Origin of the sequence: Dyella silvatica (assembly GCF_026283955.1) — a bacterium.
Classification (GTDB): Bacteria; Pseudomonadota; Gammaproteobacteria; order Xanthomonadales; family Rhodanobacteraceae; genus Dyella_C; species Dyella_C silvatica.
In genome coordinates this window covers 1-13554 of the sequence record NZ_JAPDPE010000046.1, presented here as the reverse complement: position 1 = coordinate 13554, position 13554 = coordinate 1, and the positions used below count along the sequence as shown (strand labels likewise).

Below are 13554 nucleotides of genomic sequence, written 5' to 3'. Positions count from 1 at the left end.
ATGTTTAATCACTTCTTGCTCAGCCTGCTGATCTGGCTCCCCATCGCCGGTGCCATACCGGTGCTGCTCGCCGGTTCTGCTCGGCCCAACCTGGCCCGCTGGACCTCGTTGCTGATTGCGGTGCTGACCTTTGTGGTCAGCCTGCTGTTGTTGACGCAGTTCAACGCGGACAGCCCGATCAAACAGTTCGTCGAAGACTATCAATGGATTTCGGCGCTGAATGTTCATTACGGCCTGGCCGTGGATGGCATCTCGGTCGCGCTGATCTTGTTGACCAGCTTTGTCGGCATCCTGGTCATTATTGGCGCCTGGGAAGTCATCCAGGACAAACCACATCAGTACATGGCCGCCATGCTGGTGTTGGAAGGCCTGATGATCGGCGTGTTCTGCGCCACCGATGCGCTGCTGTTCTACGCCTTCTTCGAGGCGATGCTGATCCCGATGTTCATCCTGATCGGTGTCTGGGGCGGCCCGCGCCGTGTTTACGCGACGCTGAAGTTCTTTATCTACACCTTTCTCGGCTCGATCTTCATGTTGATCGGCCTGATTTATCTGTACAACAAGGCTGGCGGCTCATTCGATTTGAATACGCTGGCTGGCCTGCGCTTGTCGATGAAGGAGCAGACCTGGCTGTTCTTCGCCTTCCTGTTCGCCTTCGCCGTCAAGGTGCCGATGGTGCCGGTGCATACATGGTTGCCGGACGCCCACGTCGAGGCGCCGACCGGTGGCTCGGTGGTGCTGGCTGCGGTGATGCTGAAAATCGGCGGTTACGGCTTTCTGCGTTTCTCGCTGCCGATCGTGCCGGATGCATCCGAAGCCTACGCCTGGCTGGTGATCGGCCTAAGCCTGTTAGCGGTCGTCTACATCGGCTATATCGCCCTGGTGCAGGAGGACATGAAGAAGCTGGTGGCGTATTCGTCCGTGGCGCACATGGGCTTTGTGACCCTGGGTATCTTTATCGCCTTCATGCTGGTGCGTAGCGGCAACGCCGATGCGGCCAAGCTTGGCCTGCAGGGCGCGATGGTGCAGATGATTTCGCATGGCTTCGTGTCAGGCGCGATGTTCTCTTGCATCGGTGTGCTCTATGACCGCCTGCATTCGCGACAGATCAAGGACTACGGCGGCGTCATCAATGTGATGCCGTGGTTCGGCTTCTTCTACATGCTTTTCGCGATGGCCAATAGCGGCTTGCCGGGTACCAGCGGTTTTGTCGGCGAATTCATGGTGATCCTGGCCAGCTTCAGCGCCAATCCGTGGATTGCACTGTTCGCTGCATTCACCTTGATCATCGGCGCCGCTTATACGTTGTGGATGGTCAAGCGAGTGCTCTGGGGTGAGGTAACCAACCCGCACGTCGCTGAAATGAAAGACATCAATGGCCGCGAAGCCTTCGTTTTATTGGCCTTCGCCGCCGCTGTGCTGGTGTTGGGTGTGTGGCCGCAACCGTTGATCCATCTGATGGACGCTTCGGTAACGCAGCTGGTTCAGCAGCTTGGCAACCACAAGATTTATTGAGCAGGACACACTCATGCCGAATATGAATGACATTCTGATCCTGCTGCCAGAGCTATGTCTGGTAGTGGCGGCGTGCTTGCTGTTGCTGCTGGACGCCTTTATGGCGCCAGCGCGACGCTGGGTGCTGCATTGGCTCTCGATCGCCGTGCTGTTGGTGGCCATGTATCTGGTGATGGCAGGCCAGCCAGAGCAAAGCATCAGCGCCTTTAACGGTATGTTCGTGCGCGATCGGGTAGCGGAAATTCTCAAGGTATTCGCTTTGCTGGCGACGGTGCTGGTGTTTATTTACGCCCGGCCGTATCTGATCGATCGCAAGCTGTATGTCGGTGAGTTCTACACGCTGACGATTTTCGCGGTGATCGGCATCATGTTGCTGGTGTCAGCCGGTAGCCTGGTCACCGTGTATCTGGGTTTGGAGCTGCTGACACTGTCCTCTTATGCCTTGGTCGCGTTGAACCGCGATTCGAGTTTGTCGTCGGAAGCGGCGATCAAGTACTTCGTGCTGGGCGCCCTGGCCTCGGGCATGCTGCTGTATGGCATGTCGATGATTTACGGCGCCACCGGCACGCTGGATCTGGCTCAGCTGCACACGGCCGCTTCGCTGCATAACTCGACACCGAATTTGTTGTTGTTCGGCCTGATCTTCATGATCATCGGTATAGGCTTCAAGCTCGGTGCCGCGCCGTTCCACATGTGGATTCCCGACGTTTACCAGGGCTCTCCGACGGCGGTCACCATCTTCATCGGTTCGGCGCCGAAACTGGCGGCCTTCGGTATGGCGTATCGGCTGCTTGAGTCGGGCATGGGCGACCCGTCGCTGGCGCATCAGTGGCAGCAGATGTTGGCGGTGCTGGCCGTGCTGTCGCTGGCGATCGGTAATCTGGTTGCCATTGTGCAGACCAACCTCAAGCGCGTCCTGGCGTATTCGACCATTTCGCACATGGGTTATCTGTTGTTGGGCCTGGCCAGTGCCAATAGCGAAGGCTATGCCGCGGCGATGTTCTATGCGATCAGCTACGCGCTGATGGGTACCGCGGCCTTCGGGGTGATCCTGGCCTTGGCGTGTGCCGGTTTCGAATGCGAAGAAGTCGATGATCTGAAGGGCTTGAACCAGCGTTCGCCGTGGTTGGCTTTCCTGATGTTGCTGGTGATGTTCTCGCTGGCCGGTGTGCCGCCGCTGTTTGGTTTCTTTGCCAAGCTGATGGTGTTGCAGGCCGCTGTGCACGCAAACATGCTGTGGCTGGCTATTGTCGGTGCCGTGTTCGCCATCATCGGTCTGTACTACTACCTGCGCGTGGTGAAGGTGATGTACTTCGACAAGCCGGTCGAAGGTAGCGAGCACAAACCGCAGTCGGATCTTTCGCTGCGCCTGGTGCTGTCACTCAATGCACTGGCGCTGTTGGTGATGGGTTTTTGCTGGGGTCCGCTGTTGGACTGGTGCAAGAGTGCGTTCCCCGCGGTTTGATCGCTTTGTCACCGCTGTTTGAAGAAAACGGTCGCGCATAGCGGCCGTTTTCATTTTTGACCATGCATCAGGTGCAATGCGTTTGTAAGACAGACGATGATGTCGTCGCTCGATAATGACGATGAGAGCATCCAAGTGCATTCGACAAGTAGTGCCGCGCACGACGACGATCGATCTTAAAAACGCTTTATATAAGGCTTTGTTGCATTGTTTTGAAAAAAAGACAGAAATGTTTCCAGTTAAATTTCAAAAAGCCTTGCAAGAGACCTGCCACATCGTTAGACTTCTCGAACTCTGATGCGGGGTGGAGCAGTCTGGCAGCTCGTCGGGCTCATAACCCGAAGGTCGTAGGTTCGAATCCTACCCCCGCTACCAGATCTTTCTTAGAGCAAGAAAGCCTCCTCGTGAGGCTTTTTTGTTGGGCGCAAGGATGCGTCGTGCGATCATCTGCCAGTTGAAAAGCCGGCGGTTCGTGCCCGGAAAGAATCTGGAGGAGTCGGGACAACGGCGAGATAAGGGAATGGGCCGCTTGAGCCCATTTTTTGTTTCTGGCGGCGGAAGAATACTCATGGATACACAAGCACTGGCAACACGTTTTAGCGAGGTTCTGGCCGATCTTGGGCTGGAATGCCTTGGCGTGGAGTTTTCCCCGTCGCACGGGCAGAGTACCCTGCGCGTTTATCTGGACGTGCTGGACAAGGCCACCGAAGGCCGCGAAGTCAATGTGGACGATTGCGAGGCAGCCAGCCGCGAATTGTCGGCGTTGCTCGACGTAGAAGATCCGATTCCAGGTCATTACGTGCTGGAAGTTTCTTCGCCGGGTATCGATCGGCCGTTGTTTACGGCAGTGCAGTTCGGCAAGTTCGTCGGCACGGAAGTGAAGTTGTTGTTGAAGGCGCCCTTGGAAGGGCGTCGCCGTTTGCGCGGCAAAGTGATTGCGGTGGAGGGCGAGCGTATTTCGCTGGAAGCCGAGGGCAAGATGTTCGAATTCGATCACTCGGCGGTGGAAAGCGCGCGAGTGGTGCCGGATTGGGTGGCGCTCGGTTACGTGCCGCAGCCCAAGCTCGGTGGAAAAAAAGCGGCCAATAAGGCTACGAAGTAATTAATCAATGTGCGATCGGGCGCCGCGAGGCGTCTACGGAGTTGCTGCAATGAGCAAAGAGCTTTTGCTGGTGGTAGACGCGGTTGCCAACGAGAAGGGCGTGCCGCGCGACGTGATTTTTGAAGCGATGGAGGCTGCGTTGGCTTCCGCTGCGAAGAAGCGTTATCCGGACGAAGATCCGGATGTCCGCGTTTCTATCGATCGCAACAGCGGCGAGTACGAAACCTTCCGCCGCTGGGAAATCATTGCCGACGATGGCGAGATGGAGTCGCCGTTTCACCAGCTGCGTTTGATGGACGCCACCGATGAGCGCGAAGACGCGCAGATCGGCGAGTACATCGAGCAGCAAGTCGAGAATGCCGAGTTCGGCCGTATCGCTGCGCAGGCTGCCAAGCAAGTGATCGTGCAGCGCGTGCGCGAAGCCGAGCGTCAGCAGGTGGTCGACGCCTTCAAGGATCGCGTGGGCGAACTGATTACCGGCATCGTCAAGCGCGTCGAACGCGGCAACGTGTATCTGGATCTGGGCAGCAATGCCGAGGCTTTCATTCCGCGTGACAAGACCATTCCGCGTGAGTCCGCCCGTGTCGGCGACCGTGTGCGCGGTTACCTGTTCGAGGTGCGCTCGGAAGTTCGTGGACCGCAGTTGTTTGTATCGCGTGCGGCACCGGAGTTCATGATTGAGCTGTTCAAGCTCGAAGTGCCGGAAGTCGGCCAGGGCCTGGTTGAAATCAAGGGTTGTGCTCGCGACCCGGGTGACCGCGCGAAAATCGCCGTGGTCGCTCACGATAGCCGTACCGATCCTATCGGCGCGTGCATCGGCATGCGCGGTTCGCGCGTGCAGGCGGTGTCCAACGAGCTCAATGGCGAGCGTGTTGACATCATCCTGTGGCACGAGAATCAGGCGCAGTACGTCATCAATGCGATGGCGCCGGCCGAAGTGCAGTCCATCATCATGGACGAAGAGAAGCACTCGATGGATATCGCCGTTGCCGAGGACAAGCTGTCCCAGGCGATTGGCCGCGGCGGCCAGAACGTGCGCCTTGCCAGCAAGCTGACCGGCTGGCAGCTCAACGTGATGACGCAAGACCAGGTCACCGCCAAGAGCGAGGCGGAGCAGGAGACTGCTCGCCAGTTGTTCATGGACAAGCTGGAAGTGGATCAGGAGATCGCCAACATCCTGGTTCAGGAAGGCTTCTCCAGCGTGGAAGAAATCGCCTATGTACCCAGCGCCGAGTTGCTGGCGGTGGAAGGCTTTGACGAAGACATCGTCGAGGAGCTGCGCGCACGTGCTCGTGATGCGCTGCTGACCGAGGCGCTGGCTGTGGAAGAGGGCATCGACGAGCATCAGCCGTCGGAAGCCTTGCTGGCCCTGCCGGGCATGGATGAGGCCACCGCTTATGCGCTGGCTTCACGCGAAGTAGTGACAGTGGACGATCTGGCCGACCTCGCGGTGGACGAGCTGATCGATATTGAAGGCATGGACGAAGAGCGCGCTGCGGCGCTGATTCTTGCGGCGCGTGCGCCGATGATCGAGCGACTGGAGAAGGGCGGCTAACCGCGAACGGCAGCGCCCTGGATGGGTGCGCCGCGAGAGGCTCTTAAGGGGTTTCTCACCATGGATGGGGGTGGCTGTGCAGGCGAGGCCGCACGGACGATAAGCGCGGGAACGGCGGAGAAAGAACACGATGTCGGATGTCACGATTAAACAACTTGCCAAGTTACTTGGCATGCCAGTCGACAAGCTGCTTGGGCAGCTAGGCGAGGCTGGTATGAAATTCTCCGATCCGGAGCAGGTCATCAACAGCACCGAGAAGGTGAAGTTGCTTGGCTTCCTGCGCCGTACTCACGGCAAGGGCGAGGTCGCGGTCGAAGCCGAAGACAGCTCGCCGCGCCAGATCACCCTCAAACGCCGCAAGGTCAGCGAGCTGACCGTGGCAACGCCAGGCGCACGTGGCGCAGCCGGTGCCAAGACGGTTAACGTCGAGGTGCGGGCCAAGCGCACCTACGTCAAGCGTAGCGTCATTGCCGAAGAGGCTGGCTCCGACGTCGAGCGTGAAGACGCCGTGCGCAAGCTGCAGGAGTCCCAGCAGCAGCGTGAGCATGAAGAAAACGAGCGTCTTGAGGCTGACCTTCGTCGCCAGCAAGAAGCTTTGCAACAAGCCGAGGAAGAGCAGCGCCGGCAGGAAGAAGCCGCTGAGCAGCGCCGTCTCAAGGCCGAAGCCGAAGCACAGAAGCAGGCTGAGGCTGCCCGTGTGGAAACCCCCGTCGTTGAAATCAGTACCCCAGTGGTAGAGGCTCCAGTCGTGGCTGAAGTGCCCGCGGAGAAGCCAGCGGCACAGCCGTCGGTTCCGCAGTCAACCGTACAAAAAATCGATCCGCGCGAGCTGGGCATGATTCTGCCGCGTATTCACGAACCGCGTCGGCGTGAAATCAAGCCGGTGGCTCCGCCAGCACCGCCGCCGGCACCACCCGCGCCGGCACCGGCTGCGGTGGCTGCTGCGCCGGTAGCGGCACGGGCTCCGGCCGCTGCGGCCGCGGCGCCGGCCAGTGCGGACGCCAATCGCAATAGCAATAAGCCGCCGCGTCACGGTGGCGGTGGTGGTGGTCGCGACCGCGATGACAGTCCGGGCGGTAAGCGTTTTGCCGGCGGTGAATTGCATTTGTCGGACGCCGATCGGGCCAAGCGCTCGAATAAGCGCGGCAAGCCGGGTCGTGGCTCGGTTCGCGAAGCCTCGCGCGGTAATAACAACAATGCCAATGCGGGCCCGCATGGCTTTACCCGTCCCACCGCTGCGGTGGTGCGTGAAGTGGTCGTCGGCGATGCCAATATCGTGGCCGAGCTGGCGCAGAAGATGGCGGTCAAGGGTTCGGAAGTCGTCAAAGCCCTGTTCAAAATGGGCGTGATGGCGACCATCAACCAGACCATCGATCACGACACGGCGGTGCTGGTGATTGAAGAGCTGGGGCATACCGCGGTCGCTGCCAGTGAAGATAATGCCGAGGCTGCACTTGCTGCGCACACGCAGAATGCGGAGCTTGACGGCGAGAAGAAGCCGCGTCCGCCGGTGGTCACCATCATGGGCCACGTCGATCACGGTAAGACTTCGCTGCTCGATTACATCCGTCGCGCCAAGGTGGCTTCAGGCGAGGCGGGCGGCATTACCCAGCACATCGGTGCGTATCACGTGGAAACGCCGAAGGGCGTGATCACCTTCCTGGATACCCCAGGCCACGCGGCCTTCACCTCGATGCGTGCACGCGGCGCGCAATCCACTGACATCGTGGTGCTCGTGGTGGCGGCTGACGATGGCGTGATGCCGCAGACGGCCGAGGCCGTGCAGCATGCGCGTGCAGCCAAGGTGCCGATCATCGTTGCGGTCAACAAGATGGATAAGTCCGATGCCAATCCGGACAACGTCAAGCAAGGCCTGGTAACGCTGGAGGTGGTCCCGGAAGACTGGGGCGGCGACACCATGTTTGTGCCTGTCTCGGCCAAGGCCGGTACCGGTATCGACGAGTTGCTCGATGCGATTTCGGTGCAGGCCGAAGTGATGGAGTTGACCGCGGTCGAAGACGGCGCGGCTTCCGGTGTGGTGATCGAATCCAGCCTGGATCGCGGTCGCGGCCCAGTAGCTACGGTGCTGGTGCAGCAGGGCACGCTCAAACGCGGCGACTTTGTCGTCTGCGGTATTGAGTACGGCCGCATGCGTGCCTTGATCGACGAAAACGGCAAGCAGGTGCAAGAAGCTGGCCCGTCGATCCCGGTGCAGGTGCTGGGCCTGTCCGGCGTGCCGGAGTCGGGCGATGACTTTGTCGTGGTTGCCGATGAGCGCTTGGCGCGTGAAGTGGCTGCCGAGCGTAACCAGAAGCGTCGCGAAACGCGGATGGTCAGCAAGGCCAACCGCCTGGAAGACATCATCGCGCAGATGGGTCAGGGTGCCGAGCAGCAGACGCTCAACATCCTGGTCAAGGCCGATGTGCAGGGTTCGGTGCAGGCGCTGCGTGAATCGCTCAGCCAGATCGGCAACGAGAATGTAAAGGTCAACGTGATCGCTGCCGGCGTCGGTGGCATTACCGAGTCCGATGCGACTCTCGCCGCTGCCTCCAAGGCCTTGATCATCGGCTTTAACGTACGTGCCGATGCGTCGGCACGTAAGGTGGTCGATACCGCCGGTCTCGATATGCGCTACTTCTCGATCATTTATGACGTGATCGATCAGGTGAAGCAGGCCGCTTCAGGCTTGCTTGGCATGGAAGTGCGCGAAGAAATCATCGGTACGGCGCAGGTGCGCGAAGTGTTCCGTAGCTCTAAGTTTGGTGCCGTGGCCGGTTGTATGGTCATCGAAGGTACGGTCAAGCGCAGCAAGCCGATCCGCGTGTTGCGCGACAATACGGTGATCTTCCAGGGCGAACTGGAATCGCTGCGTCGCTTCAAGGACCTGGTCGATGAAGTGCGTAACGGCATGGAGTGCGGTATCGCCGTTAAGCAGTACAACGACGTCAAGCCTGGCGATCAGATCGAATGCTTCGAGCGTCATGAGGTAGCTCGGACGCTGTAAGTAACCGTTCCCTCTTTCTCGCGTGTGTTTGCAACGAGAAAGGGGGCCGGGATGAGTGGGTTAGCGCTACCGCGAATGTCTTTGCTTCGAGTTCGTGGCAGGCCCCTTCATCCGTACTCCCCTTGGCCGCTTGTAGGGGAGGTCAGGTCTATCGCCATTTCTCAGGCGGTATGCCGTTATTGAATTGGAATACCCCCATGCCTTCACGTGACTTCAAACGTACCGACCGCGTAGGTGCCGAGCTGCGCCGCGAAATCAGCTTGCTGGTGCATGCTGCCGTCCGCGATCACGGGCTGCCGTCTGTCAGTGTGTCGGACGTCGAGGTTACGCGTGACCTGGACTGGGCCACGGTATGGGTGACCGCCTTATTGCCCGAGCAGTCGGCGACGGCGGTGAAGGCGCTCAAGGAGCTGGCGGTTGAGTTCCGTCGTGAGCTGTCGCGCAGCATGCGCTTGCGGCGGGTGCCGGAACTGCGTTTCAAGTACGACGAATCGGTGGATACCGGTGAGCGTATTGAGCGCTTGTTGCGCGAGCAGGCACACGACTTGTTGCCGAACAAAGAAGACAACCAAGACTGAGCTACGCGTATTAATCAGCGTCAAGCCAAAAATCGCATTCGCTTCCGTGACTTGCATGGCATCGTGTTGCTTGACAAGCCATTGGGCTTGAGTTCGAACCAGGCCTTGCAGGCGGCGCGAAAACTGCTGCGGGCGGCCAAGGGAGGGCATACCGGCGCCCTGGATCCTTTGGCCACCGGGTTGTTACCGCTGTGTTTCGGCGAGGGCACCAAGATCGCCGGCACCTTGCTGGGGTCACGCAAGGCCTATATCGCCGAATGCCAGCTGGGCGTGACCACCACCACCGCCGATCTGGAAGGTGACATGGTTTTGCAGCGGCCGGTGCCGGCCTTGGATGACGCCGCGATCGAGCTCGCGCTAGCGAAGCTGCGTGGTCGTATTGTTCAGGTTCCGCCGGTGTATTCGGCGATCAAGCAAGATGGCGAGCCGTTGTATTTGAAGGCCCGGCGCGGCGAGACGGTCGAAGTACCATCCCGTGAAGTCGACATTTATCGGCTGGATCTGCTCTTGCGTAGCGAAGACCGTTTGCAACTGTACGTGGAGTGCGGTTCAGGCACTTACGTGCGCAGCTTGGCCGTGGATCTGGGTGAAGATCTAGGTTGCGGCGCGCATCTGACTGCGCTGCGACGGCTGTGGGTGGAGCCGTTTCGCGAACCGGCCATGGTGACGCTGGAGCAGCTGCAGCAGGCGGCGGAGCAGGGCGATCAGGCCCTGGAAGCCTACGTACTGCCGGTTGCCGCCGGGCTGGCTGAGCTACCGGTGTTGCGGCTCGATTCAGCCCAAAGCCTTGCTGTCTCACAGGGGCGTCAGATTCCTACCGGCATGCCGGGGCCTATTCCCCAATGTGCTGTTTACGCCGATGACGGTCGTTTGCTGGCCCTGGCAGGGGTCGAGGCCGATGGTCGTTTACGCATCCTGCGCGGGTTCAATCTGCTGCCGACGAATCCGCCTGTTTAACCGCAAACTATGACGCTCTTGTTGTGATGCGGTCTCAATCGTTAGAATACCCTGCTTGTTCCATAGCTTTCATTCATCAAGGCGAAGCTTGCGCAACGTCATCCCAGTGACGTTGCGCAAGCTTCGCATCGCCTTTTAAGGAAAGAGATACCATGTCCCTCACTGCAGAACAGACCGGCAAGATCATTGCTGACTTCGGCCGCGTACCTAACGACACCGGTTCGCCGGAAGTCCAGGTGGCTTTGTTGTCCGCCCGCATCACTCACCTCACTGGCCACTTCCAGACGCACAAGCAGGATCACCATTCCCGCCGCGGCCTGTTGAAGCTGGTCAACCAGCGCAAGAGCCTGCTCGGCTACCTGAAGAAAAACGATCTGGCCCGTTACCAGACCCTGATCGAACGCCTCGGCCTGCGCCGTTAATCGGACAAGGACATCATCAAAGTGGCGAAAGTAACCAAGTCATTCCAGTACGGTAATCACGAAGTCACACTGGAGACGGGCGAAATTGCCCGCCAGGCGTCTGGTGCCGTCATGGTCAGCATGGGTGGCACCGTGGTGCTGGTCACCGCTGTGGCAGCGACCAAGGCGCGCGAGGGGCAGGATTTCTTCCCGCTCACCGTCGACTATCAGGAAAAGTTCTACGCAGCCGGCCGTATCCCCGGTGGCTTCTTCAAGCGTGAGGGCCGCCCGACCGAGAAAGAGACGCTGACGTCGCGTCTGATCGATCGCCCGATCCGTCCGCTGTTCCCGGAAGAGTTCAAGAACGAAATTCAGGTCATCGCCCAGGTGGTGTCGCTGAATCCGGAAGTCGATGGCGACATGCTGGCGATGCTTGGTGCGTCTGCCGCGCTGGTCCTGGCCGGTGTCCCGTTCAAGGGCCCGATCGGTGCTGCCCGCGTCGGTTATGCCAACGGCAAGTACCTGCTCAACCCGACCGTCACCGAACTGAAGACCTCCGATCTGGATCTGGTCGTCGCCGGTACCGCCAATGCGGTGCTGATGGTGGAGTCGGAAGCCAAGCTGCTCAGCGAAGAAGTCATGCTCGGCGCGGTGGTCTTCGGCCACCAGCAGATGCAGGCCGCGGTCAATGCGATCAACGAGTTCGTCGCTGAAGCCGGCCGCAAGACCTTCAAGTGGGAAGCCCCGGCTCGCAACGACGCGCTGTTTGCTGCCCTTGAGGCCGCTATCGGCAATCGTCTGGTCGAGGCCTTCCAGGTCCGCGACAAGATGGAGCGTCGCGACGTCATTTCGGCGATCAAGAGCGACGTCAAGAGCAAGATCGCCGAGCAGGCCACCGCGGCCGGCTGGAGCGATGGCGATATCGGTACCGCTTTCGGCGAAGTCGAATATCACACTATGCGCAATGGCGTGCTCAAGACCAAGGTGCGTATCGACGGCCGCAAGCTGGACGACGTCCGCCCGATCACCGTGCGCGTTGGCGTGTTGCCGCGTACCCATGGTTCGGCCTTGTTCACTCGCGGTGAAACCCAGGCGCTGGTCGTTGCCACGCTCGGTACCACGCGTGATGCGCAGCTCATCGACGCACCCGAAGGCGAGTCGAAAGATCCGTTCCTGTTCCATTACAACTTCCCGCCATTCTCGGTGGGCGAGACCGGCCGCGTCGGCAGCCCGAAGCGTCGCGAGATCGGTCACGGCCGTCTTGCCAAGCGCGGTGTGCAGGCGGTCAAGCCGAGCATCGAAGAGTTCCCGTACGTGATTCGCGTGGTCTCCGAGATCACCGAGTCGAACGGATCTTCCTCGATGGCCTCGGTGTGCGGTTCGTCGCTGGCCATGATGGATGCGGGCGTTCCGCTGAAGTCGCCGGTTGCCGGTATCGCCATGGGTCTGGTCAAGGAAGGCAGCGACTTTGTCGTGCTGTCGGACATCCTGGGTGACGAAGATCATCTCGGCGACATGGATTTCAAAGTGGCCGGTACCGCCGAAGGCGTTTCCGCGCTGCAGATGGACATCAAGATCGACGGCATCACCGAAGAAATCATGAAGGTGGCGCTGGAACAGGCTACGCGTGGCCGTCTGCATATCCTCGGCGAAATGGCCAAGGTCATCAGCACGCCGCGTTCGGAGATGAGCGAGTTCGCCCCGCGCCTGCTCACCATCAAGATCCATCCGGACAAGATCCGCGAAGTCATCGGCAAGGGCGGCGCCACCATCCGTTCGATCACCGAAGAGACCGGCACCACCATCGATATCAGCGATGACGGCACGGTGATTATCGCTTCGGTGAACCGCCTCGCCGCCGATGAGGCGAAGAAGCGCATCGAGCAGATTACTTCCGACGTCGAGCCGGGCCGCATCTATGAGGGCAAGGTCGCCAAGCTGATGGATTTCGGCGCCTTCGTCACCATCATGCCGGGCAAGGATGGTCTGGTTCACGTATCGCAGATTTCCAGCGAGCGCGTGGAGAAGGTCTCCGACAAGCTGAAGGAAGGCGACATCGTCAAGGTCAAGGTATTGGAAGTGGACAAGCAGGGCCGTATTCGCCTGTCCATGAAAGCCGTCACCGAAGACGAGAACGTCAACGCCTAAGCGTCATCGTCAGGTAGTACAAAAAAGCCCGGCATCTTATGCCGGGCTTTTTCGTTTCCGGTAACAGGCTTTTGCTGGGGCTTTTGCTAGGATGCCAGGACGTATTCAACGTGATGTGTTCACGAAGAGGCAGGCATGGCCACCGATTTCCTGAAGGACTATCAGGCACAAGCACAGCAATCCTGGGATGCTTGGACCCGTTTTATGCAGCAGCAGCCCGGCAGCGGCTCGCCCTTTTTCAATCCGACCAGTTTCTCCCCCCCTGGCATGGCCTCGCCGGCTGCGCCGAGCGACGATTTGCTGGCTCGGAGCATGGCCGGTTTGAAGAGTTATACCGAGTGGCTGCAAGGTGTCGCCAGCAGCGGCCTAGGGCAGGGCGGCGACTGGCAGCGACAATTGCAGGATATGTTCGGCGGCGCCGGCGGCCAGCCCTTTGCACAAGCCTTTGCAGGTATCGACACCTTGGGCGCGCAAGGTTTTGCGCAATCGTGGCAGTCGTGGTTGCAGGCCGCGCAATCTGGCGGCTTAGGTGGGATGCCCGGGATGAGCCCCATGCCGGCTTTTGGCTATACCCGCGAGCAACAAATGCAGCAGCAGGCCTTGGCTGCCGCGATGCGCGAGTATCTGGAAACGCAAGGCCGTTACCAGGCCTTGATACAGCGAGCCAATACCGAAGGTCTGGAGCGCTTGCAGAATCAGTTGTCGCAGCTTGCCGAGCGCGGCCAGCAACTGGATTCGTTGAAGGCGCTTTATGACCAATGGATCGATGCCTCCGAGGCCGCCTATGCGGAAATTGCCTTGTCGGATGAATTTCGCATTACCTATGGCG

At 59.8% G+C, this 13554-nt stretch carries 10 protein-coding genes and 1 tRNA gene; all 11 read left to right on the top strand.

Translation table 11 applies throughout. From position 1 onward, the window contains the following. A complete protein-coding gene (locus tag OUZ52_RS10860) occupies nt 1–1515 on the top strand; it encodes an NADH-quinone oxidoreductase subunit M (RefSeq protein WP_266158406.1) in 1515 nt (504 codons plus the stop codon). Further along, complete coding sequence (gene nuoN, locus OUZ52_RS10855; protein WP_425493832.1) at nt 1511–2980, top strand: NADH-quinone oxidoreductase subunit NuoN; 1470 nt, start codon at nt 1511–1513, stop codon at nt 2978–2980. The genes OUZ52_RS10860 and nuoN overlap by 5 nt, the downstream gene beginning before the upstream one ends. A gap of 298 nt (nt 2981–3278) precedes the next feature. Beyond that, nucleotides 3279–3355 (top strand) — tRNA-Met (locus tag OUZ52_RS10850). 193 nt (nt 3356–3548) lie between these two features. Then, complete coding sequence (locus OUZ52_RS10845; RefSeq protein WP_266158404.1) at nt 3549–4082, top strand: ribosome maturation factor RimP; 534 nt, start codon at nt 3549–3551, stop codon at nt 4080–4082. 49 nt (nt 4083–4131) lie between these two features. Further along, nucleotides 4132–5637: a transcription termination factor NusA gene (gene nusA, locus OUZ52_RS10840; RefSeq protein WP_266158403.1), complete on the top strand. Its 1506-nt coding sequence runs from the start codon at nt 4132–4134 to the stop codon at nt 5635–5637. Nucleotides 5638–5767: 130 nt separating this feature from the next. Then, nucleotides 5768–8641 carry a translation initiation factor IF-2 gene (gene infB / locus OUZ52_RS10835; protein ID WP_266158402.1) on the top strand — a complete coding sequence of 958 codons (2874 nt, stop codon included), beginning with the start codon at nt 5768–5770 and terminating at the stop codon, nt 8639–8641. Between the two features lie 197 nt (nt 8642–8838). After that, on the top strand, nt 8839–9219 hold the full coding sequence (rbfA, locus tag OUZ52_RS10830; protein ID WP_266158401.1) for a 30S ribosome-binding factor RbfA: 381 nt from the start codon (nt 8839–8841) through the stop codon (nt 9217–9219). Between the two features lie 9 nt (nt 9220–9228). Next, on the top strand, nt 9229–10176 hold the full coding sequence (gene truB / locus OUZ52_RS10825; protein WP_266158431.1) for a tRNA pseudouridine(55) synthase TruB: 948 nt from the start codon (nt 9229–9231) through the stop codon (nt 10174–10176). Nucleotides 10177–10328: 152 nt separating this feature from the next. Next, nucleotides 10329–10598, top strand: a complete 270-nt coding sequence (gene rpsO / locus OUZ52_RS10820; RefSeq protein WP_114845892.1) for a 30S ribosomal protein S15 — start codon at nt 10329–10331, stop codon at nt 10596–10598. 21 nt (nt 10599–10619) lie between these two features. Further along, nucleotides 10620–12725 carry a polyribonucleotide nucleotidyltransferase gene (pnp, locus tag OUZ52_RS10815; RefSeq protein ID WP_266158400.1) on the top strand — a complete coding sequence of 702 codons (2106 nt, stop codon included), beginning with the start codon at nt 10620–10622 and terminating at the stop codon, nt 12723–12725. Between the two features lie 135 nt (nt 12726–12860). Further along, nucleotides 12861–13554 (top strand): poly(R)-hydroxyalkanoic acid synthase subunit PhaE (locus OUZ52_RS10810; protein ID WP_323135338.1); only part of this gene is annotated, 694 nt, incomplete at its 3' end.